Source organism: Pantoea sp. V106_11, from assembly GCF_029967885.1.
Classification (GTDB): Bacteria; Pseudomonadota; Gammaproteobacteria; order Enterobacterales; family Enterobacteriaceae; genus Pantoea; species Pantoea ananatis.
Window position 1 is genome coordinate 17,168 of sequence record NZ_JASCAK010000037.1, and the last position, 20,624, is coordinate 37,791.

22 protein-coding genes and 1 riboswitch are annotated in these 20,624 nt (G+C 57.1%); of the genes, 15 read left to right on the forward strand and 7 right to left on the reverse strand.

All coding sequences use genetic code 11. The features are described from left to right. Nucleotides 1-132: 132 nt before the first annotated feature. Nucleotides 133-1,605, reverse strand: coding sequence for a molybdate ABC transporter ATP-binding protein ModF (gene modF / locus QLG08_RS18940; protein ID WP_022623679.1), 1,473 nt, complete (start codon nucleotides 1,603-1,605; stop codon nucleotides 133-135). A 75-nt stretch (nucleotides 1,606-1,680) separates the two neighbouring features. After that, entirely contained in the window at nucleotides 1,681-2,463 is a 783-nt protein-coding gene (gene modE, locus QLG08_RS18945; RefSeq protein ID WP_022623678.1) for a molybdenum-dependent transcriptional regulator, read from the reverse strand. Nucleotides 2,464-2,605: 142 nt separating this feature from the next. On the opposite strand from modE, the gene QLG08_RS18950 reads away from it, so the two are divergent. From QLG08_RS18950 to modC, 4 genes are all read left to right on the forward strand, one after another. Next, the gene (locus QLG08_RS18950) at nucleotides 2,606-2,761 is read left to right on the forward strand and encodes an AcrZ family multidrug efflux pump-associated protein (RefSeq protein WP_014606279.1); all 156 of its coding nucleotides are present in this window, start codon (nucleotides 2,606-2,608) and stop codon (nucleotides 2,759-2,761) included. 135 nt (nucleotides 2,762-2,896) lie between these two features. Beyond that, the gene (modA, locus tag QLG08_RS18955; protein ID WP_031284215.1) at nucleotides 2,897-3,670 is read left to right on the forward strand and encodes a molybdate ABC transporter substrate-binding protein; all 774 of its coding nucleotides are present in this window, start codon (nucleotides 2,897-2,899) and stop codon (nucleotides 3,668-3,670) included. Further along, nucleotides 3,667-4,362: a molybdate ABC transporter permease subunit gene (gene modB / locus QLG08_RS18960; protein ID WP_013025096.1), complete on the forward strand. Its 696-nt coding sequence runs from the start codon at nucleotides 3,667-3,669 to the stop codon at nucleotides 4,360-4,362. The genes modA and modB overlap by 4 nt, the downstream gene beginning before the upstream one ends. Next, nucleotides 4,356-5,414, forward strand: coding sequence for a molybdenum ABC transporter ATP-binding protein ModC (modC, locus tag QLG08_RS18965; RefSeq protein WP_014593216.1), 1,059 nt, complete (start codon nucleotides 4,356-4,358; stop codon nucleotides 5,412-5,414). The genes modB and modC overlap by 7 nt, the downstream gene beginning before the upstream one ends. Before the next feature lie 34 nt (nucleotides 5,415-5,448). Here the strand turns inward: modC and QLG08_RS18970 are convergent, their stop codons facing one another. Continuing rightward, nucleotides 5,449-6,267 (reverse strand): pyridoxal phosphatase, encoded by an 819-nt coding sequence (locus tag QLG08_RS18970; RefSeq protein WP_014606276.1) that lies wholly within the window; start codon nucleotides 6,265-6,267, stop codon nucleotides 5,449-5,451. A 155-nt stretch (nucleotides 6,268-6,422) separates the two neighbouring features. On the opposite strand from QLG08_RS18970, the gene pgl reads away from it, so the two are divergent. Continuing rightward, a complete protein-coding gene (gene pgl / locus QLG08_RS18975; protein ID WP_064352697.1) occupies nucleotides 6,423-7,424 on the forward strand; it encodes a 6-phosphogluconolactonase in 1,002 nt (333 codons plus the stop codon). Nucleotides 7,425-7,485: 61 nt separating this feature from the next. Here the strand turns inward: pgl and QLG08_RS18980 are convergent, their stop codons facing one another. Then, on the reverse strand, nucleotides 7,486-7,962 hold the full coding sequence (locus tag QLG08_RS18980; RefSeq protein WP_013025100.1) for a kinase inhibitor: 477 nt from the start codon (nucleotides 7,960-7,962) through the stop codon (nucleotides 7,486-7,488). Nucleotides 7,963-8,036: 74 nt separating this feature from the next. Then, nucleotides 8,037-9,329, reverse strand: a complete 1,293-nt coding sequence (gene bioA / locus QLG08_RS18985; protein WP_014606274.1) for an adenosylmethionine--8-amino-7-oxononanoate transaminase — start codon at nucleotides 9,327-9,329, stop codon at nucleotides 8,037-8,039. 85 nt (nucleotides 9,330-9,414) lie between these two features. On the opposite strand from bioA, the gene bioB reads away from it, so the two are divergent. From bioB to bioD, 4 genes are read left to right on the forward strand one after another with little or no spacing between them, the layout of a single operon-like run. Then, the gene (bioB, locus tag QLG08_RS18990; RefSeq protein ID WP_013025102.1) at nucleotides 9,415-10,446 is read left to right on the forward strand and encodes a biotin synthase BioB; all 1,032 of its coding nucleotides are present in this window, start codon (nucleotides 9,415-9,417) and stop codon (nucleotides 10,444-10,446) included. Next, nucleotides 10,446-11,597, forward strand: coding sequence for an 8-amino-7-oxononanoate synthase (gene bioF / locus QLG08_RS18995; RefSeq protein WP_238493091.1), 1,152 nt, complete (start codon nucleotides 10,446-10,448; stop codon nucleotides 11,595-11,597). Before bioB ends, bioF begins: the two co-directional genes overlap by 1 nt. Next, nucleotides 11,581-12,336: a malonyl-ACP O-methyltransferase BioC gene (gene bioC, locus QLG08_RS19000; RefSeq protein WP_194761508.1), complete on the forward strand. Its 756-nt coding sequence runs from the start codon at nucleotides 11,581-11,583 to the stop codon at nucleotides 12,334-12,336. The genes bioF and bioC overlap by 17 nt, the downstream gene beginning before the upstream one ends. Further along, nucleotides 12,330-13,019 (forward strand): dethiobiotin synthase, encoded by a 690-nt coding sequence (gene bioD / locus QLG08_RS19005; protein ID WP_014593221.1) that lies wholly within the window; start codon nucleotides 12,330-12,332, stop codon nucleotides 13,017-13,019. The genes bioC and bioD overlap by 7 nt, the downstream gene beginning before the upstream one ends. On the opposite strand, the gene QLG08_RS19010 is transcribed toward bioD, so the two are convergent. Then, entirely contained in the window at nucleotides 13,005-13,727 is a 723-nt protein-coding gene (locus QLG08_RS19010) for an ATP-binding cassette domain-containing protein (protein WP_015700718.1), read from the reverse strand. The two genes, bioD and QLG08_RS19010, sit on opposite strands and share 15 nt — an antisense overlap. Before the next feature lie 876 nt (nucleotides 13,728-14,603). Here QLG08_RS19010 and uvrB point away from each other — a divergent pair. Next, nucleotides 14,604-16,625, forward strand: a complete 2,022-nt coding sequence (uvrB, locus tag QLG08_RS19015) for an excinuclease ABC subunit UvrB (protein ID WP_013025107.1) — start codon at nucleotides 14,604-14,606, stop codon at nucleotides 16,623-16,625. Between the two features lies 1 nt (nucleotide 16,626). On the opposite strand, the gene yvcK is transcribed toward uvrB, so the two are convergent. Then, the gene (yvcK, locus tag QLG08_RS19020) at nucleotides 16,627-17,532 is read right to left on the reverse strand and encodes a uridine diphosphate-N-acetylglucosamine-binding protein YvcK (protein ID WP_014593223.1); all 906 of its coding nucleotides are present in this window, start codon (nucleotides 17,530-17,532) and stop codon (nucleotides 16,627-16,629) included. Between the two features lie 201 nt (nucleotides 17,533-17,733). After that, nucleotides 17,734-17,867, forward strand: a riboswitch (molybdenum cofactor riboswitch). Here yvcK and moaA point away from each other — a divergent pair. The 5 genes from moaA (at nucleotide 17,854) to moaE (ending at nucleotide 20,552) form a co-directional block, all read left to right on the forward strand. After that, nucleotides 17,854-18,843, forward strand: coding sequence for a GTP 3',8-cyclase MoaA (gene moaA, locus QLG08_RS19025; RefSeq protein ID WP_165971849.1), 990 nt, complete (start codon nucleotides 17,854-17,856; stop codon nucleotides 18,841-18,843). (Overlaps the previous riboswitch by 14 nt.) Nucleotides 18,844-18,857: 14 nt before the next feature. After that, a complete protein-coding gene (gene moaB / locus QLG08_RS19030; protein ID WP_014606271.1) occupies nucleotides 18,858-19,373 on the forward strand; it encodes a molybdenum cofactor biosynthesis protein B in 516 nt (171 codons plus the stop codon). A 2-nt stretch (nucleotides 19,374-19,375) separates the two neighbouring features. After that, the gene (moaC, locus tag QLG08_RS19035; protein WP_014593226.1) at nucleotides 19,376-19,861 is read left to right on the forward strand and encodes a cyclic pyranopterin monophosphate synthase MoaC; all 486 of its coding nucleotides are present in this window, start codon (nucleotides 19,376-19,378) and stop codon (nucleotides 19,859-19,861) included. Continuing rightward, nucleotides 19,854-20,099: a molybdopterin synthase sulfur carrier subunit gene (moaD, locus tag QLG08_RS19040; RefSeq protein WP_064373432.1), complete on the forward strand. Its 246-nt coding sequence runs from the start codon at nucleotides 19,854-19,856 to the stop codon at nucleotides 20,097-20,099. The genes moaC and moaD overlap by 8 nt, the downstream gene beginning before the upstream one ends. Beyond that, nucleotides 20,100-20,552: a molybdopterin synthase catalytic subunit MoaE gene (gene moaE, locus QLG08_RS19045; protein WP_013025113.1), complete on the forward strand. Its 453-nt coding sequence runs from the start codon at nucleotides 20,100-20,102 to the stop codon at nucleotides 20,550-20,552. Nucleotides 20,553-20,624: the final 72 nt, after the last annotated feature.

The following is a 20,624-nucleotide window of genomic DNA, read 5'->3' on the forward strand; positions in this document are numbered from 1 at the left end:
GTGGTATCGTTTACACAAGCTGAATATTCTTATTTAAAGGCGAATCCGCACATCGCATCGCTAAAAAACAGGTTTAAATGGTAGCGTTTACATCTGGTGGTAAACAACGCCGCTGACACGGCGTCAGGGCACTCAAATCCTGTCCTGTTGGTAGCGATAGCCGCCGTCAGGCTGGGCCACAAAATGCAGACGGTGGGTAATACACTGGGGCGCGTCCTCAGCATGATGTGAAACGAACAGGAGTTGAGTACGGCCTTCACCAATCAAAATATCGATGAAACGTCTTACCAGCTGGCGGTTGAGTGGATCAAGCCCCTGCAAGGGTTCATCCAGTATCAACAGCGTAGGATGCTTAACCAGCGCCCGGGCGATCAACACCAGCCGTTGCTGGCCCCAGGATAAACCGTGAAAGGGCATATCCCCCATTCTGCTATCCATGCCCAGCAGCGCCAGCCACTGACGCGCCAGCGCCATTTGGCGATCGGAGACGGCCTGATAAAGACCAATCGAGTCAAAAAAGCCGGACAGGATCACGGTCCGGACGTTGACGCTTACGCGGTAATCAAGATGCAGGCTGCTGCTCACATAGCCAATATGCTGTTTGATATCCCAGATGGTTTCGCCGCTGCCACGGCGCCGGCCAAACAGGGTTAAATCGTTGCTGTAGCCCTGGGGATGGTCGCCCGTGACCAGGCTGAGTAACGTCGATTTTCCCGCGCCGTTTGGCCCGAGAATATGCCAGTGCTCCCCGGTATTAACCTGCCAGTCGAGGCCGTCGATAATACGCTGGTCGTTATAGGATACGATACCGTTACGCAGAAGCACTCGCGGCGCGTCATCTGCCAGCGGCGGTAGCGCGTCCGGGACGTCGGCTTCCGGCAGCGCCATGCCAGCCAGTTGCTCACTGCGCGCCAGCTGGGCCACCAGCGCCTGCGCCAGAATCTCCTCACGGGGTCCGACATGCGTCAGGCTGCATTCTGCCAGTACGCCGACCCGGTCAACGTAGTCCGGAATATCATCGAAGCGGTTCAGCACCAGCACCAGGGTAAAATCCGCCTGCGGCAACTGGTGCAGCGTGGCGGTCAGATTCGCGCGCGATTCGACATCCAGGCCGTCGAAAGGCTCATCCAGAATCAGCAGGTCGGGCTGCTTCATCAGCGCCTGGCACAGTAATGTTTTGCGCGTTTCACCGGTAGAGAGGTATTTAAAACGGCGGTTAAGCAGGGCGGTGATACCAAACTGCGTGGCCAGCTGCTCGCAGCGCACCCTGTCTTTAACCTCATCCTGAATGATTTCAGCCGTTGTGCGGCCGGTATCATCCTCACCTTCGCTCAGCAGGTCGGTGTTATTCCGTTGCCATTCATCGGCGACCAGCTTCTGCAACTGCTCCAGCGACAGGCGGCTGGGACGTTGAAAATCACAGGTTACCTGACCTGACAGCGGTGCCAGTTCACCCGAGAGGGCGCGCGCCAGTGAGGATTTACCACTGCCGTTGGCACCGACAAATGCCCAGCGCTCGCCGGGCTGAAGGTGCACATCAGTCAGCGACAACACTCGCGCATCATTAAGATGAAATATGCCTTGCGAAATATGCAATGAAGCCATGATTCGTTCCATTTTTTGCAGCGTTAACCGTTGTTGTAGCCACTGCTTCGAACGAAGTCAAACCGGAATGATAAATCAACGCAAAGCGGCGACGATGGCATGGCTGGCGCTAAAGCTGGCGATCACGGCGTGACCCGGTTGCCACTGCCGACGCGCAATTTCCGCGTTTTCCAGCGTGGCACACAGCGTTTCACCGCCCGGCAGGCGCATCAGGACTTCACTGACCTGCTCACCGGTTTCGATAGCGCTTATGGTGGCGGCCAGCTGATTATCCGCCCCGGTTGCATGCGTATGAAGGCTGATCCACGGGGCTTTAATCAGAACCAGCACCTCTTTGCCAGCTTTGAGATGCAGGCGTTCTGCGCTGCGCGCGGTCAGGGCGACGTTGAGCCGGGTTACGCCATCCGAGAGCAGAATGGTCAGGTTCTGCTGGATATGCTGCGCGTCGTTATCCACCACGGTGCCGAACAGTTGATTACGTGCGCTGGTTTGCAATGAAGAGCGGGCGATAGCGGCCAGCAGGCTGTCCAGCGGCAGCGAGTCCTGTTGCAGAGCATCAAAGGCGTGCTGTTGAATCTTTTCCATCAGGCCGAACAGCTGTACCAGACGTTCGCCATAGCGGGTTAACTGCGCGCCACCGCCGCCTTTGCCACCGGTAGCCCGCGTCACCATTTCCTGTTCAGCCAGCTGGTTCATCTCGTTGATGGCATCCCAGGCGCTTTTGTAACTGATGCCCGCCAGCTTCGCGCCCTGGCTAATCGAACCGGTTTGCTGCACGCGCTTTAACAGTTCAATGCGGCGTGGATCGGCAAACAGCTTTTGCTGCAGGCGGATGTGAAGGGTGAGTTCGGCTTGCATGGTGGCTCCTGCAAAGAATGAATCGCGTAATCAGGCAGATGATAACGAGCTTTCAGCCTCAAAGTAAAAGCACGAAAAGGTCTGCGCAAAGTTTTACTAAGCCGTTACAATCTCTTTTTTTACACGCAAAGTGGGACTCTTCATGCTGGAACTCATCAAAAGCCTCGCCGTGGCAGTGATCATGGTACCTGTGGTAATGGCGATTATGTTAGGCCTGATCTACGGCCTGGGTGAAGTGTTTAACCTCATCTCTAAAACGGGTCGCCGCGACAACAACAACGCCCGCTCACAGAACTAATCCCCACACAACGTCCGCCTCAGTGCGGACGTTGTCCTCGCCCTGAACGCCTCTTTTTACTTTTTTGCTAATTTGACGCCGCTGTCAGATAATGCGTTGTATTATTCAATATATAACGATCACTGGAGAAAAATCATGCGTTTACCCTTTCGTCGTCTGAGCATTGCGCTGGTAATGAGCGTTTCACTGGCAGGCCAGGCGCTGGCGGCCGATAAGGTCACCGTGTTTGCGGCGGCGTCACTCACTAACGCGCTGGAAGAGATTGCAGCACAGTACAAAAAAACGCACGGCACTGACGTTGTCTCATCCTTTGCGTCGTCCTCGGTACTGGCGCGTCAGATTGAGCAGGGCGCACCTGCCGATCTGTTTATCTCAGCCGATCAACAGTGGATGGACGATGCCGTTGCTAAAAAAAGCATGATCAACAGCACCCGCTATACGTTGTTGGGCAATGACCTGGTGCTGATTGCACCGCGCAGCGACAGCGCCAAACCGGTGACGATCAACGATAAAACCAACTGGAAAAGCCTGTTGAAGGGCGAACGTCTGGCCGTGGGCGATCCCGATCATGTGCCGGCGGGCATCTATGCTAAAGAAGCGCTGCAAAAGCTGGGTGCCTGGTCTTCTGTTTCCCCGGCGCTGGCGCGTGCCAGTAATGTGCGCGCCGCCCTGGCGCTGGTGGAACGTAATGAAACGCCTTATGGCATTGTGTACGGTTCAGATGCTGTAGCCAGTAAAAAAGTTCAGGTGGTGGGCACCTTTCCGGAAGACAGCCACAAGCCGGTCGAATATCCTGTCGCAATCGTTAACGATCGCGACAACGCTGCCGTTAAGGCTTTCTATAACTACCTGAAAGGGCCGGAAGCGGCCGCGGTGTTCAAACAATACGGATTCTCGCCTAAAAAATGATACTCAGTGATGTTGAATGGCAGGCGGTCCTGCTCAGCCTGCAGGTGTCAGGCATTGCCGTACTGTGCAGTCTGCCATTCGGTATCCTGATGGCATGGGTGCTGGTACGTTGCCGTTTCCCCGGTAAAGCCATCCTCGACAGTGTGATCCACTTGCCTCTGGTACTGCCGCCGGTGGTGGTGGGTTACCTGTTGCTGATTGGCCTGGGTCGGCGCGGTATGATCGGTGAAAAACTGTATGAATGGTTTGGCTTCAGCTTCGCCTTTAGCTGGCGCGGCGCGGCGCTGGCCTCTGCGGTGATTGCCTTTCCCCTCATGGTGCGGGCCATTCGTCTGGCGCTGGAGGCGGTGGATAGCCGGCTGGAGCAGGCTGCGCGCACCTTAGGTGCCGGACGCTGGCGGGTCTTTTTTACCATTACGCTGCCGTTAACGCTGCCCGGTATTATTGTCGGCACCGTACTGGCCTTTGCCCGTTCCCTTGGCGAGTTCGGTGCCACTATTACCTTCGTTTCCAATATTCCCGGCGAAACCCGCACCATTCCTCTGGCGATGTATACGTTGATTGAAACGCCCGGGGCGGAAGGGGCCGCCGCACGTTTGTGCGTTATCGCGATCGTTCTGGCACTGGCTTCCTTACTGGCGTCTGAATGGCTGGCGCAGTGGGGGCGTAAACGGATGGGGGCTTCATGCTGACGCTGAACATGGCTCAACGCCTGGGCGAGCATCAGCTTGAGGTTGATGTGACGATCCCCGCCAGCGGTATCACCGCGATATTCGGCGTGTCGGGCGCGGGCAAAACCTCACTGATTAACGCCATTGGCGGCTTAACCCAACCTCAGCGCGGACGCATTCAGCTGAATGAGCGAATACTGTTTGATGCCGATCAGCAGATCGCCTTGCCGCCGGAAAAGCGCCGCATCGGCTACGTTTTCCAGGACGCACGGCTGTTTCCGCACTACCGGGTTCGGGGGAATTTACGTTACGGCCTCTCGGCCAGCATGAAGGGCCAGTTTGATTCGCTGGTGGCGTTACTGGGCCTTGAGCCGCTGCTGGATCGTTTTCCGCTGTCGCTGTCGGGCGGAGAAAAGCAGCGTGTTGCTATTGGCCGCGCCCTGCTCAGTGCGCCCGATATTCTGTTAATGGATGAGCCGCTGGCGTCGCTGGATTTACCGCGCAAGCGTGAGCTGATGCCTTATCTGCAGAAGTTGGCGAAGCAGGTTGATATTCCCGTGTTGTACGTCTCCCATAGCCTGGAGGAGATTCTGCAACTGGCCGATAACGTGCTGGTGCTGGATCAGGGTAAGGTTAAAGCCTTTGGCCCGCTGGAGCGCGTCTGGAGCAGCAGCGCAATGCGGCCATGGCTGCCCGCCAGCGATCTGACCAGCGTGCTGCGTGTGCAGGTGCTGGAGCACCATCCTGATTATCCTATGTCGGCGCTGTCTCTGGGCGATCAACATATTTGGGTCAGTCGGGTGAATTTGCCCGTTAAATCGGCATTGCGGATCCGTATTGCCTCGGCGGACGTCTCCCTGACGCTGCAACCGGCTCAGCACAGCTCTATCCGCAATATCCTGCCTGCGCAGGTCGTCGAACTCATTGAGGTGGGCGATCAGGTTGAGGTCAGGTTGCGCATTGGCGTAAGCGAACTGTGGGCGCGCATCTCGCCCTGGGCGCGCGACGAGCTCAATATCCGGCCGTCACAGTGGCTGTATGCCCAGATTAAAAGCGTGTCGGTGACGGCCTGAACCCGGCAGGCGTGCCTTGCCGGGTTGGGCAGGATTACAGGACGTACTGGTAAAGCGTGTCGGCGATACTGGTTTCCAGGTTGGTGCCAGTGACCATTTTTGCCCGGGATTTAATCACGTCATCCGCATTTCCCATTGCCACGCCCAGCCCCACCGTTTCCAGCATGCTCAGGTCGTTATAGTTGTCGCCAAAGGCAATGACGTCCTGCAGGCTCAGCCCCACGGATTCTACCCACTGCGCCAGGCGCTTGCCTTTGCTGTTGCCGCCGCGGGCTACATCGACCTGATCGTGCCATGACCATTCACAGGCCAGCCCGAGTTCGGTTTCCGCGCGCTGCGCAAACTGCTGCAGTTCGGTGGTGTTCTCATGAGACAGGGCAAACTTCCAGATCGACCCGGCCTCTCTGGCCGCCTGCGCCAGGCTGTCCACCTGCTTAAACACAGGACGCTGGTGCGGCGGAAGCGACTCACTCCACTTCAGTGTGCGAATCACATGGCCGGTTGGCGTTTGATACAGCATTGCATCGTCTACATACAGCAGGCCGTGAATCTGATGTTCGTCCAGCATCTCAATGACGCGCACCGCGCTGCCGACGTCCAGCGGGTCAGCGGCCAGCACTTTTTTGGCCGGATAGTCATACAAATAGGTACCATTACAGCAGATTGCAGGCGTATCCAGGGCTAACGTTTGGTAGAAAGGATGGATAGCGCAGTGATGACGGCCGGTCACGATAATCACCTTGACGCCAGCCTGACGCGCTTGAGTAATCGCTTCCACGGATTGGGGCAGAATGGTTTTCGTCGGGGTTAACAGCGTGCCGTCAAGGTCGAGGGCGATTACACGATAGCTCATTAATCCTCTCATCGGGATGGGTTAGCAGAACAGTAAGTCTACACCTGACCGTGGTACAGAAACAAAAATCAGGGCACAAATCATTCCAGCGAGACAGAAAAAAACGCGCTACAGTGACCCTCAGAACAACATGAGTCAGCGAAAAAGGAGAATACATGAAGCAGGTTGTCTACACCGCCAGTCCCGAGAGTCAACAAATCCATGTCTGGCAGTTGAATGAAGATGGCACCTTGACGCTCCTGCAGGTTACGGACGTCGCCGGTCAGGTTCAGCCTATGGTGGTGAGTCCAAAAAAAGATTTCTTGTATGTAGGCGTGCGCCCCGACTTCCGTGTACTGGCGTTTCGCATCGCCTCAGACGGCACCTTGACCGAAGCCGGACAGGCGCCTCTGCCGGGCAGCCCGACCCATATTTCCACCGATCATGCCGGCCGTTTCCTGTTTTGCGGCTCTTACAACGATGCGTGCGTCAGTATCAGCCCAATAGGGGATGACGGCGTGCCACAGGCACCGAGCCAGGTCATTAACGGCCTGGCGGGATGCCACTCCGCCAATATCGACAATGCCGATCGGACGCTGTACGTGCCTGCCCTGAAGCAGGATCGCATTTGCCTGTTTACCCTTGGCGCAGACGGTCAGTTAACCCCGCATTCGCAGGAGCAGGTTACCACGTCGGAAGGCGCCGGGCCTCGCCACATGGCGTTTCATGCCAACGGACAGTACGCCTACAGCGTCAATGAGCTGAACAGCACGGTCGAGGTCTGGGCGCTGAACAATGCGCAGGGCAAGGTTGAGTCGGTACAGACGCTGGATATGATGCCGCCTGATTTTACCGGTACCCGCTGGGCTGCCGATATTCATCTGACGCCAGACGGACGTTTCCTGTACGCCTGCGATCGCACCAGCAGCACCTTAACGGTATTTAGCGTCAGCGAAGACGGTGCCGTGCTGACAGTCGAAGGGTTTCAGCCGACCGAAACGCAGCCGCGCGGATTCAATATCGATCACGCGGGCCAGTTCCTGGTGGCGGCGGGGCAGAAGTCACACCACATTGAAGTCTACAATATCACTGAGCCACAGGGCTTACTGAAGCCGGTGGGCCGTTACGCCGTTGGACAGGGTCCGATGTGGGTAGTGGTACATCAGCTGGCAGGATAACCTGCAAATTGCCGCTTCCGGAATCGTTCGACAGGCCGGAAGCGGCATTTTTATGCGGCGATCAGACGTAATGAACGGTCAGCGATGCGCTGGCTAGCACGTGAAAATGCACGTTAAACCCGACCATGGCGCCGCTGGCACCCTCATCGACGTCGATTTTGTCCACATCCAGCGCATGAACGCTGAAAATATAACGATGGGTTTCACCGGCAGGCGGTGCTGCGCCGCCGTATCCGGCCTGACCGAAATCCGTGCGTGTTTGTAGCGCCCCGGCGGGCAGTGCGGCTTTACCCGAACCGGCACCCTGCGGCAGCGATGTGGTCTCGGCCGGAATATTCGCCACCACCCAGTGCCACCAGCCTGAGCCGGTAGGCGCATCCGGATCGAAGCAGGTGATGACAAAACTTTTGGTACCTTCTGGCGCATCTTCCCAGGCAAGGTGAGGGGAAAGATTATCGCCCTGATAACCCATTCCGTTAAAAACGTGTTTCTCCGGCATCTTGTCGCCGTCGTGTAAATCCTGGCTGTAAACTCGCATTACATCTCCTTGCGTTAATGGTCACTGCCTTTTCATCTTAACCAAAAGCCGGTTTACGTCCAGCCGTTGCAACATTAAGAAAGAAAGTGAGCGGGCTGCTCCAGTGCCGCCCCAATCGCATTGACCAGCTTATCCAGCGCCTCAGGGGAGATGATATAAGGCGGCATCAGATAAATCAGGCGGCCAAAAGGGCGAATCCAGACGCCCTGACTGACAAAGAACTGTTGCAGCGCCGCCATATTGACCGGTTGATGCGTTTCCACCACGCCAATGGCTCCCAGCACGCGCACGTCAGCCACCGCGGGCGCGTGACGCAGGGGCAGCAGCGCGCCACGCAGCTGACGCTCGATCGCCGCAACCTGCTGACGCCAGTCACCTTCCTGCACCATTGCCAGGCTTTCTGACGCCACCGCGCACGCCAGCGGATTGCCCATAAAGGTGGGGCCGTGCATAAAGCAGCCCGCCGGACTGAGGCTGATGGTATCGGCCACGTCACGGGTGGTGAGGGTAGCGGCGAGGCTCATCGTGCCGCCGGTCAGGGCTTTGCCTACGCACATGATGTCCGGTGAAATCGCCGCATGTTCGCAGGCGAACAGCGTACCGGTGCGGCCAAAGCCGGTTGCGATCTCATCGGCGATCAGCAGAATGCCGTCGCGATCACAGGCTTCTCGTACACACTGCAAATAGCGCGGATGGTAAAAACGCATTCCCCCGGCACCCTGAACGATGGGTTCCAGAATCACCGCGGCCAGCTGCCCCCGATGCTGCTGGATCAGCCGGATAAAATCCTCTGCATCACGCGCATCCCACTCGTCATCAAAACCGCACTGCGGCGCCGCGGCGAAATGGTGTTCCGGCAGGTAGCCGCGCCACAGGCTGTGCATGGAATTATCCGGATCGCATACCGACATCGCGGCAAAGGTATCGCCGTGATAACCGCGTTTGAGCGTCAAAAATTGCTGACGCGTCTCGCCTCGCCCAAGCCAGTATTGCAGCGCCATTTTCATCGCGACTTCAACGGCGACCGAGCCGGAATCGGCCAGAAATACACATTCCAGCGCGTCTGGCGTCATCGAGACCAGCTGACGACACAACGCCACCGCGGCAGGATGGGTAATGCCGCCAAACATCACGTGGGACATCTGCCCCATCTGCTGTTGCAGGGCGCGATTCAGGCGCGGATGGTTATAGCCATGTATCGCCGCCCACCAGGACGACATTCCGTCCACCAGGGTACGACCATCTGCCAGCTGCAGATGATAATCCTGTGCCGCAACAACCGGATAGCAGGGCAGCGGCTGCTGCATTGAGGTGTAGGGATGCCAGATATGCTGGCGATCAAATTCAGCGTCCTGAGAAGTAAACATCGGAGTTGTAAACCAAAATAAAAAGATTTAGTTTACAAGTATAACCACGTTAACTGTCGGGATGACACCTTTTTTGGAGTAAGTAATGTCACAACGTTGGACTCTGGCTCAGGCCCAGGCGCTGTTTGATCGGCCATTTCTTGAACTGATGTTTGAAGCGCAACAGGTGCACCGCCAGCACTTCGATCCACGTCAGGTGCAGGTCAGCACACTGCTGTCGATTAAAACCGGTGCCTGCCCGGAAGACTGCAAATATTGCCCGCAAAGCGCCCGCTACAAGACGGGCCTGGAATCTGAGCGACTGATGGAAGTGGATGAGGTACTGCGTTCCGCGCAAAAAGCCAAAGCCGCAGGCTCCAGCCGCTTCTGCATGGGGGCGGCATGGAAAAACCCCAGCGATCGCGATATGCCCTACCTGGAAAAAATGGTCGAAGGCGTCAAAGCGATGGGCATGGAAACCTGCATGACGCTTGGCACGTTGAGCGACAGTCAGGCGCAGCGTTTAGGCAGTGCCGGACTGGATTTCTACAACCACAATCTGGACACCTCACCGGAGTTTTACGGCAATATCATCACCACGCGCAGCTATCAGGAACGACTGGATACGCTGGGGAAAGTGCGTGACGCCGGCATCAAGGTCTGTTCGGGCGGGATTGTGGGCCTGGGTGAAACCGTAAACGACCGTGCCGGACTGCTGGTACAGCTGGCTAACCTGCCGACGCCGCCTGAAAGTGTGCCCATCAACATGCTGGTGAAGGTGAAAGGCACGCCGCTGGCAGACAATGATGACGTTGAACCGTTCGACTTTATCCGCACCATCGCCGTGGCGCGCATCATGATGCCCACCTCGCATGTTCGCCTGTCCGCAGGCCGTGAGCAGATGAACGAGCAAACCCAGGCGATGTGCTTTATGGCCGGGGCAAACTCCATTTTTTACGGTTGCAAGCTGCTGACGACGCCGAACCCGGAAGAAGACAAAGATATGTTGCTGTTCCGTAAGCTGGGGCTGAATCCTGAGCATACGCAGACCGCAAACGGCGACAATGCCCAGCAGCAGCAGTTAAGTGAGCAACTGCTTCATGCCGATACAGAAACATTCTATAACGCGGCGCTGTAATGAGCTGGCAGCAACGCATCCAGCAGGCGCTGATACAGCGCCGTGCTGAAGATGGCTGGCGCGAACGGCGCGTGATTGAAGAGAATCAGACGCGCCTGATCCGCCATGCCGGTCAGACCTTTCGCCATTTCTCAAGTAACGATTATCTTGGGCTGAGCCAGCATCCCGCCGTCATGGCGGGCTGGCAACAAGGCGTGGACGAGGCCGGTGCCGGTGCGGGTGCATCGGGCCATGTAACCGGTTTTCATCGTTTACATGCCGAGCTGGAAGCACAGCTGGCAGACTGGCTGGGCTATTCGCGCGCGCTGCTGTTTATTTCCGGCTTTGCGGCGAATCAGGCGGTGATTCACCTGCTGGCAGAGAAAAATGACCGCATTCTGGCCGACAAACTGACGCATGCTTCGCTGCTGGAGGCCGCCAGCCAAAGCCCTGCTCAGCTGCGCCGCTTTACCCATAACGATCCTCTCAGTCTGGCTAAGCGCCTGGATGCGCCCTGCGAAGGGCAAACGCTGGTGGTAACCGAAGGGGTTTTCAGTATGGACGGCGACAGCGCGCCCCTTCAGGCGATCGCCGACCGGGCGAAACATGCCGGTGCCTGTTTGCTGGTCGATGATGCGCACGGCATAGGGGTGACGGGCGAGCAGGGACGTGGCAGCTGTTGGGCACAGGGCATGAAACCCGACCTGCTGGTGGTGACCTTTGGCAAAGCCTTTGGCGTAAGCGGGGCCGCGCTGTTGTGTGATGAGGCGACCGCCGATTACTTTGTGCAATTTTCCCGTCATCTGATTTACTCCACGGCGATGCCGCCAGCCCAGGCCAGTGCGCTGTTAGCGTCGCTGAAACAGGTGCAGGCGGGTGATGACCGCCGTCAACGTCTCGCGCGTAATATCGCCCATTTCCGGCACGGCACGGCCTCGTTGCCCTGGCAACTTATGGCGTCGTCCAGCGCCATTCAGCCATTAATCGTCGGGGATAACGGCGAGGCGCTGGCGCTGTCTGCGCGCCTGGCCAGGGCGGGCTGCTGGGTCAGTGCGATCCGTCCGCCGACCGTGCCGCCGGGCACGGCCCGTCTGCGCATCACGCTTACCGCCGTCCATGAGCCAGAGGATATTGATGCCCTGCTGGAGGCGCTGTATGACGCTGCAGGTTGATAAAGGCGCGATTGCACGGGCATTTGGCCGCGCCGCATCTCAGTATGATCACTATGCTGAACTCCAGCGGTTGAGCGGGGACGCGCTGCTGGCGCAGGTGCCAGCGCACAGCGGTTTGCAACTGCTGGATGCCGGATGCGGAACCGGCTGGTACAGCCGGATATGGCGCGATCGGGGTAAAGAGGTCACGGCGCTGGATCTCTCCCCGCAGATGCTGCAACAGGCCCGGCAAAACGGGGCCGCGCATCACTATCTGGCTGGCGATATTGATGCTCTGCCACTGGCAGACCAGTCTGTTGACCTCGTATGGAGCAATCTGGTGGTGCAGTGGAGCGAGAATCTTCAGGCGGCGCTAATGCAGTTTAACCGGGTACTCAGGCCCGGCGGCTGCCTGCTGTTTTCCACCCTGAGCGCGGGCTCGCTGCACGAAGTGCATCATGCCTGGTCACAGGTGGATGGCCGTCTCCATGCGAACCGCTTTTTGCCTGCACAGGAGATTGCTGCCGCCTGTGAAACACAGCGTCTGCGCTGCCATGCGCAAACCCTTACCCTGCATTTTCCCGATGCGCTGAGTGCAATGCGCTCCCTGAAGGGCATCGGGGCAACGCATCTGCATACCGGACGGTCTGGCTGCGTATTAACGCGCCAGCGTCTTGCTCAGCTCGAAGCCCACTGGCCGCGGGATGAGCAGGGTTTCCGCCTCAGTTACCATCTTATGTTTGGAGTGACACAATGTTGAATCGCTGGTTTGTTACCGGTACCGACACCGAAGTCGGTAAAACGGTTGCCAGTGCGGCGCTGCTGCAGGCTGCCACCGCCGCAGGCTACCGCAGCGCGGGCTATAAACCTGTGGCCTCAGGCTGCGAGCTCACCGCAGCAGGCGTGCGCAACAGTGATGCGCTGACCTTACAGCGTTACAGCAACGTCCCGCTGCGCTACGAACAGGTCAATCCACTGGCGTTTATGGAGCCGACTTCACCTCATATCGCCAGCGCGGATGAGGGCAGACCGATTGAGTTTGCCACGCTGTCGGCGGGGCTGCGGGAACTTGAGCCGCTGGCAGAATGGATTTTGGTGGAAGGTGCGGGCGGCTGGTACACGCCGCTTTCTGAGACGCAAACCTATGCAGACTGGGTCGAGGAGGAGCAGCTACCGGTCATTTTGGTGGTGGGCGTCAAGCTGGGATGTATCAATCATGCCATGCTGACTGCCGATGCGATTCGCGCACGCGGCCTGCACCTGGCGGGCTGGATCGCCAATACGGTACAGCCACCCGGCCAGCGTTATCAGGCCTACCTGGCGGCCTTAACGCAGCGGCTTCCTGCACCTTGCCTGGGCGTGATCCCCTGGCTAACCCAGGAAGACCAGCAGGCAAACTGTGGACATTATCTGACGCTGCCGGATCGATCAGGCCACCGTTAACCACTTCTCCAGGGTCGCGTCATCCAGCTGGGCGACGTTACCCTGTGCTACATTGCGCCCGCGATGCAGCAGGAGAAAGTTGTCAGCCACGCGGCGAATCAGCGAGACGCGCTGTTCAAGCAGCAGAATCGTCAGGCCGTAGTCACGATTAAGGCGACGAATCAGATTCCCCATCTCTTCTTCCAGCCAGGGCGCCATGCCGTCGGCGGGCTCATCCAGAATCAACAGGCGGGGCTGCAGCACCAGCGCACGGGCCAGTGCCAACTGCTGCTGCTGATAGACCGGCAGGTCGCCGCTGCGCTGCTGACGCAGCGAATAGAGCGCGGGTAACAGATCAAAGATCATTTCCGGGATCGCCCGATAACCGTCATTCGCCTGTGCGCCTGCCAGTAAGGCAATCAGTAAATTATCCTCAACGCTCATCTGAGTAAAAATGTGGCGCCCCTGCGGAACAAACCCGATCCCCTGTCGGGCCCGCAGCTCAGCAGGCTGCGAGAGCAGGTCTTCCGGCGGCGAGCCATCCTGCTGCCAACTGATCGTCCCGCTGTTAATCGGTAGCTTGCCCATAATGCAGTTCACCAGCGTGGTTTTTCCCATACCGGGGCGTCCCAGTATGCCGGTGCAGGTGCCGGGAGGCAGATCAAGATCCACATTCCAGAGAATATGATTTTTACCGTAAAACTGATTCACCGACCGTAAACTTAGCATCTGACGCGCTCCTTCCAGATAATTAACCTGAATGCTTTCGCCGTTCATTTCTGGTAAATCGCTCTAATAAGATAGCGGCGCATTTCACGCGGCTACTGCCTGTAACACTCAGATGAGAGAGCATGCAATTACCAGGCCAGAGTCTCAACGGCGAGTGGAGTCGGGGCTAACCAGTGAAAATCACCCTGTTTAAAGATAAATAAAAGTTAACAATTCCACATCAGGACGCTTACGCGGTACAGCGTTGGTGCAGGTTCATGAAGCCGGGAAGTGCACCTGCTCGTTAATGGGGCAATAAAAAAAAGAAAAGTGAGACGCACTTGTCGCCGATCAAGGCACGGATTGCGCTGATAGCTAAATCACTACCCGTTAGCGTCAGAAAATAAGCGAAAAAAAATATTTTTTTATCGCCCAAAGGGGAGTGAAAAAAATTATACACAGCCGATGTGCAAAGGGCTGTCATTAGTTATCCACTATTCCTGTGGATAACCTTGTGCATTAGGTAATGAAAACAGGTTGGAAGCGAGGAAATACGGGGCCTGGTAACCCGATGATGAGAATCTGGGCTTTTTAAAGTAACGACATTAATTCAGTGACTTAGCAAAAAACAAGCCTGCCGGATTGGGGCCGATTCATCAAACTGCAATTTTATGACACATGCTTGACAAATGTTAAATCAATATCGGGCTTGGGGATAACCTTGCGAAACAGAATCCGGTTAGCGCGCGCGATAATGTCAAAGAGTCAAGCGTAAAGTGGTTGCCGTTACTGTGCATCAACACTGTTATTATATCCAGTATTTTTTTCTGGCAAAATCGCCATAGCAGAGTAAAATAATGGGCTGCCCGCCGTCTTTCATCTGCAGGAACCGCATTCATGAGTAAAGATTTTAAACTGAACTCCGCTTTCAAGCCTTCCGGCGATCAGCCAGAGGCGATCCGTCGTCTTGAAGCCGGACTGGAAGATGGCCTGGCGCACCAGACGCTATTAGGCGTTACCGGATCGGGTAAAACCTTTACCGTGGCTAACGTGATCGCCGATCTTAACCGGCCCACCATGGTGCTGGCACCGAACAAAACGCTGGCGGCCCAGCTGTATGGTGAGATGAAGGAGTTTTTCCCGGACAACGCGGTGGAGTTTTTTGTCTCCTATTACGATTACTACCAGCCTGAAGCCTATGTCCCAAGCTCTGACACCTTTATCGAAAAAGACGCCTCGGTTAACGAACACATCGAGCAGATGCGTCTTTCCGCCACTAAAGCATTACTGGAGCGGCGTGATGTTATCGTCGTTGCCTCGGTGTCGGCCATTTACGGTCTGGGCGATCCCGATCTTTATCTGAAAATGATGCTGCACCTGACGCGCGGTATGATCATCGACCAGCGCAGCATTCTGCGTCGCTTGTCAGAGCTGCAGTACACGCGCAACGACCAGGCGTTTCAGCGCGGCACCTTCCGGGTGCGTGGCGAGGTCATCGATATTTTTCCGGCGGAGTCCGATGATATGGCACTGCGGGTGGAGTTATTTGACGAAGAGGTCGAGCGCCTGTCCCTGTTTGATCCGCTCACCGGGCAGGTTGAATCGGTTGTACCGCGTTTTACCATCTATCCGAAAACGCACTACGTTACGCCGCGTGAGCGCATTCTGCAGGCCATGGAAGACATCAAGGTTGAGCTGGCCGACCGGCGTAAAACCCTGCTGGAAAACAACAAACTGCTGGAAGAGCAGCGCATCACTCAGCGCACCCAGTTTGATCTGGAGATGATGGGCGAGCTGGGCTACTGCTCCGGCATCGAAAACTACTCGCGTTACCTTTCAGGCCGTGGGCCGGGAGAGGCGCCGCCTACGCTGTTTGACTATCTCCCCGCAGATGGCCTGCTGGTGGTGGATGAGTCCCACGTCACGATTCCCCAAATTGGCGGCATGTACCGTGGCGACCGTGCACGTAAAGAGACGTTGGTAGAGTACGGTTTCCGACTGCCTTCGGCGCTTGATAACCGTCCGATGAAGTTCGAAGAGTTTGAAGCGCTGGCCCCTCAGACGATCTATGTGTCGGCAACGCCGGGCAAATATGAGCTGGAGAAATCCGGCGACGAGGTCATCGATCAGGTGGTGCGTCCAACCGGCCTGCTGGATCCGATTCTTGAGGTCCGCCCCGTGGCGACGCAGGTTGATGATTTACTGTCTGAGATCCGCCAGCGCGTTACGATCAACGAGCGCGTCCTGGTGACCGTCCTGACTAAACGCATGGCGGAAGATCTGACAGAGTACCTTGAAGAGCACGGTGAAAAGGTGCGCTATCTGCACTCGGATATCGACACGGTGGAAAGGATGGAAATCATTCGTGACCTGCGTCTGGGCAAATTTGACGTACTGGTTGGGATCAACCTGTTGCGAGAAGGGCTGGACATGCCTGAGGTATCGCTGGTGGCCATTCTGGATGCGGACAAAGAGGGCTTCCTGCGTTCGGAGCGTTCGCTGATTCAGACCATTGGCCGTGCGGCACGTAATATTAACGGTAAAGCGATTCTGTATGGCGACAAGATCACGCCTTCAATGGCCAGAGCGATTGAAGAAACGGAACGCCGCCGTGAGAAGCAGCAGCGGCATAACGAAGAAAACGGCATCGTGCCTCAGGGCCTGAACAAGAAAATCACCGATATTCTGGAACTGGGCAATAACGTGGTGAAAACGCGTGGTAAAGCCAAGCCCGCTAAGCGCAATGCCGCTGAGGCAGACGCCGATTACCTGGCGTTGTCCCCCCAGGCGTTGCAGAAAAAGATCCACGAGCTGGAAGGGCAGATGCAGCAACATGCGCAAAACCTGGAGTTCGAACAGGCGGCTGGCCTGCGCGATCAGCTGCAGGAATTGCGCACATTGTTTATTGCGGTGTCCTGATTCAGTTAAATCCCTGAACGGCGTGCTCCAGCGCGGCGCGCAGCAGTTGGCGGTCGTGGCGGTACTTGATATCGGCGGCCTCCAGCGGTTCACGAATAATCAGGCGGTTTTCCACCCGGCTGACGTCCGTGGACGGGCCAACTACGATCGCGTCGATCACCCGCTTGCCAATGTAGTGCTCCATCATCGCCAGTTTGTCGGCCACGGTAAGCGTTGCCGCCGCAGGACTCAACTCGCGGCCCAGGTTGCCGATAAACACCATGTTAGCGGGCGTCCGGCGTAATGCCTGCGCCATCTCTTTCATGAGCAGAATGGGCATCAGGCTGGTGTAAAAGCTGCCCGGTCCAATCAGAATCAGATCGGCTTCTGCAACGGCATCAAGCGCTTCGCGGGTGGGCTGCACGGCAGGATGCAGCATCAGTTCCTGCGGTGGAAGTTGCATGGCGTCGATAGCGGTTTCCCCATACACCGCGTTGCCCTCGCTATCGGTTGCAACTAAATCAACCGGATGCTCTGACATGGGGATTAAAAAGGCGTCAACTTTTAACAGGTTTCTGATGATGTTGACCACTTCCAGCGGCCGCACGCTAAGGTGATCCAGCGCTTTCAGTATCAGGTTACCCAGATTGTGTCCGGCCAGTTCACCGTTGCCGGTAAAGCGATATTCGAACATGGCGGAGGCCACGCTCGGCTCCGTGATCAGCTGGTTAATACAGTTACGCAGGTCGCCCCAGGCGATGCCACCTTCTGCGCGACGAATGCGGCCCGTGGAGCCACCGTTGTCTGTCGTGGTCACAATGCCTGTGAGGCGTGAACCCAGAGGGGACAGGGCCGACATCACGCGTCCTAATCCGTGTCCGCCACCTAAGGCCACCACGCGATCCAGGTCCGCCAGTGTTCGATTCATACTTCTCCTTTTCACGTCTGCGCCGGCCAGCGGCCCGGTTGATGCAGACGGGGGGTAATTTACGTCAGTGCTTACCGGGTATTTTAACTTATCCTGTGAGCGAAATACGGTGAAAGTTAACGTTATGAAGCACACAGAGTAAAAGCCGTGGATGGCGCATCGCCACTAATCGCGCTACCATCTGTATACCGCGTTGACCAGCCGGTTAACGTACACTCAAGCCTGAATGCCTACGTCGGTGGATAGGGGATTCAGGCCGTAGCCTACGCGCTACCAGGGTGCAGGAAGAAATGACTGCATCTCCCGAATTGGAAAGGTGTTCTGGTGTCACAATTTACTGATGCATTTGCGCGCAAATTTTACTATTTGCGCCTGTCGGTCACGGATGTATGCAACTTCCGTTGTACCTATTGCCTGCCCGATGGCTATCAGCCAAACGGTATCCGCAATAAAAGTTTTCTCTCGCTGGATGAAATTCGTCGGGTCACGCGCGCCTTTGCGGCGGCGGGCACGGAGAAAGTGCGCCTGACCGGCGGTGAACCCTCATTACGTCGCGACTTTACCGACATCATTGCGGCGGTCAGAGAAAACGCGGCTATCCGCCATATCGCCGTCACCACCAATGGTTACCGGCTGGCGCGTGACGTTAAGCAGTGGCGCGATGCCGGACTCACCGCCCTGAACGTCAGCGTGGACAGCCTTGATGCACGCCAGTTTCATGCCATAACCGGTCAGGATAAATTCCACCAGGTGATGGCCGGGATCGATGCGGCCTTTGAGGCCGGCTTCAGCCAGGTCAAAGTGAACAGCGTGCTGATGCGTGATGTGAACAGCCACAATCTCACGACCTTTCTTGACTGGATCCGTACGCGCCCCATTCAACTGCGTTTTATTGAGCTGATGGAAACCGGTGAGGGCGGTGCGCTGTTTCGCGAGCAGCACGTGTCGGGCGAGGTGATCCGCGATCGACTTCTCGCGCAGGGCTGGCAGCGCCGTATCAGCGGCCGCAGCGATGGCCCGGCGCAGGTGTTTTATCATCCGGATTACGTGGGTGAAATCGGGCTGATCATGCCGTATTCCAAAGATTTTTGCGCCAGCTGTAACCGCCTGCGGGTTTCCGCTCAGGGTAACCTGCACCTGTGTCTGTTTGGCGATGGCGGCATTCCGCTGCGTGATTTACTGGCGTCCGACGATCAGCAAGATGAATTGCAGGCGCGCATTGCCAGCAGCCTGGGCCAGAAGAAACAGACGCATTTCCTGTTGCAGGGCAATACCGGTATCACACAGAATCTTTCTTACATTGGCGGTTAATTGCAGGAGCAAATATGGGTAAACCAGCAAGCGCGTTTCAACCGTTACAGCTTGCCACGCTGACGGTCTCAGACAGCCGTGATGCCAGTAATGATACGTCCGGGGATTATCTGCGTGAGGCCGCGGCCGAAGCCGGACACAGCGTCATCGACCACGCCATCGTGCCCGACAATCTTTACCGCATTCGGGCTATTGTCTCACGCTGGATTGCCAGTGAAGACGTTCAGGTGGTTATCGTCAACGGCGGCACCGGCTTTAACCTGAAAAACAGCACCCCTGAGGCGCTCCTGCCGCTGTTCGATCGGGAAATCGAAGGCTTTGGCGAGCTGTTTCGCATGATTTCCTATGAAGACATTGGCGGTTCGACGTTACAGTCCCGCGCGGTCGCCGGTCTGGCAAACCAGACGTTAATTTTCGCGGTTCCCGGCTCGACATCGGCCTGTACCAGCGCCTGGGAGCGCATCATCGCCGATCAACTGGATGCCCGTACGCGTCCCTGCAACTTTGTTACCCATTTAAAGAAGCTTTGAGCATGTCACAACTTACCCACATTAACGCCGCTGGCGAAGCCCATATGGTGGATGTTTCCGCTAAAAACGACACCGTGCGCGAGGCACAGGCTGAAGTGCTGGTGCTGATGAAGCCGGAAACCTTACAGATGATTATTGAGGGCAGTCACCACAAAGGTGACGTGTTCGCGACGGCGCGCATCGCCGGTATTCAGGCGGCAAAACGCACGTGGGAGCTGATCCCCCTTTGCCATCCGCTGATGCTGAGCAAAGTGGAAGTCGCGCTGGTGGCTGAGCCAGCGTGGAACCGGGTGCGCATTACGTCACTGTGTCGGCTCACCGGGAAAACCGGGGTAGAAATGGAAGCCCTGACGGCGGCCTCCGTAGCCGCGCTGACCATCTATGACATGTGCAAGGCGGTACAAAAAGACATTGTCATCGACCAACTACGCCTGCTGCATAAAAGCGGCGGCAAAAGCGGCGATTTTCAGGCGGTTGCCCATGATTAAGGTGCTGTTTTTTGCTCAGGTGCGGGAACTGGTGGGCACCGATTCGCTCACCCTGGCTCCGGATTACCCCGATGTGGCGGCGCTGCGGGCTGCTCTGGCGCAGCGGGGCGAACGCTGGGCGTTGGCCTTGGACAGCGAACGTTTACTCGCCGCAGTTAACCAGACGCTCACCGCACTTCATCATCCCCTAAAGGACGGCGATGAAGTGGCCTTTTTTCCGCCGGTGACGGGAGGATAAATGGACACGCAAATTCGGGTGGGCCCGGCTGCCTTTGATATGGCTCAGGAGTACCAGTGGCTGGCAGGATGTCCAGAAGACGGCGCCGTGGTGACCTTTACCGGCAAAGTGCGCAATCATAATCTGGGAGATGATGTGGCGGCCCTGACGCTGGAGCATTATCCCGGCATGACGGAAAAGGCGCTGCAGGAAATCATTGATGACGCACGCCAGCGCTGGCCGCTGCAGCGGGTTTCCGTGATTCACCGCATTGGTGAACTCTTCCCCGGCGATGAAATTGTGTTTGTTGGCGTCACCAGCGCACACCGCAGCAGCGCGTTTGCCGCCGCGGAGTTTATTATGGACTACCTGAAAACCCGTGCTCCGTTCTGGAAACGTGAAACCACCGAACAGGGCGACCGCTGGGTGGATGCGCGCAACAGCGATCATGAGGCCGCTCAGCGCTGGGATTAGGGGCGAGCGTTGCGCTGCGGGGGCAAACCGGATCTTTCCCTACGCGTGCTCGCCGCCGCCCTCGTCGCGTTG

Coding starts and splice junctions, on each gene's coding strand:
- bioA (WP_014606274.1), bottom strand. CDS start 9,329: ATGTTTACTTCTCAGGACGCTGAATTTGATCGCCAGCATATCTGGCAT.
- modE (WP_022623678.1), bottom strand. CDS start 2,463: ATGCAAGCCGAACTCACCCTTCACATCCGCCTGCAGCAAAAGCTGTTT.
- moaE (WP_013025113.1), top strand. CDS start 20,100: ATGGACACGCAAATTCGGGTGGGCCCGGCTGCCTTTGATATGGCTCAG.
- bioB (WP_013025102.1), top strand. CDS start 9,415: ATGTCACAACGTTGGACTCTGGCTCAGGCCCAGGCGCTGTTTGATCGG.
- moaD (WP_064373432.1), top strand. CDS start 19,854: ATGATTAAGGTGCTGTTTTTTGCTCAGGTGCGGGAACTGGTGGGCACC.
- modC (WP_014593216.1), top strand. CDS start 4,356: ATGCTGACGCTGAACATGGCTCAACGCCTGGGCGAGCATCAGCTTGAG.
- moaC (WP_014593226.1), top strand. CDS start 19,376: ATGTCACAACTTACCCACATTAACGCCGCTGGCGAAGCCCATATGGTG.
- moaB (WP_014606271.1), top strand. CDS start 18,858: ATGGGTAAACCAGCAAGCGCGTTTCAACCGTTACAGCTTGCCACGCTG.
- QLG08_RS18950 (WP_014606279.1), top strand. CDS start 2,606: ATGCTGGAACTCATCAAAAGCCTCGCCGTGGCAGTGATCATGGTACCT.
- yvcK (WP_014593223.1), bottom strand. CDS start 17,532: ATGAATCGAACACTGGCGGACCTGGATCGCGTGGTGGCCTTAGGTGGC.
- modF (WP_022623679.1), bottom strand. CDS start 1,605: ATGGCTTCATTGCATATTTCGCAAGGCATATTTCATCTTAATGATGCG.
- QLG08_RS19010 (WP_015700718.1), bottom strand. CDS start 13,727: ATGCTAAGTTTACGGTCGGTGAATCAGTTTTACGGTAAAAATCATATT.
- modB (WP_013025096.1), top strand. CDS start 3,667: ATGATACTCAGTGATGTTGAATGGCAGGCGGTCCTGCTCAGCCTGCAG.
- pgl (WP_064352697.1), top strand. CDS start 6,423: ATGAAGCAGGTTGTCTACACCGCCAGTCCCGAGAGTCAACAAATCCAT.
- uvrB (WP_013025107.1), top strand. CDS start 14,604: ATGAGTAAAGATTTTAAACTGAACTCCGCTTTCAAGCCTTCCGGCGAT.
- modA (WP_031284215.1), top strand. CDS start 2,897: ATGCGTTTACCCTTTCGTCGTCTGAGCATTGCGCTGGTAATGAGCGTT.
- QLG08_RS18980 (WP_013025100.1), bottom strand. CDS start 7,962: ATGCGAGTTTACAGCCAGGATTTACACGACGGCGACAAGATGCCGGAG.
- bioD (WP_014593221.1), top strand. CDS start 12,330: ATGTTGAATCGCTGGTTTGTTACCGGTACCGACACCGAAGTCGGTAAA.
- bioF (WP_238493091.1), top strand. CDS start 10,446: ATGAGCTGGCAGCAACGCATCCAGCAGGCGCTGATACAGCGCCGTGCT.
- bioC (WP_194761508.1), top strand. CDS start 11,581: ATGACGCTGCAGGTTGATAAAGGCGCGATTGCACGGGCATTTGGCCGC.
- QLG08_RS18970 (WP_014606276.1), bottom strand. CDS start 6,267: ATGAGCTATCGTGTAATCGCCCTCGACCTTGACGGCACGCTGTTAACC.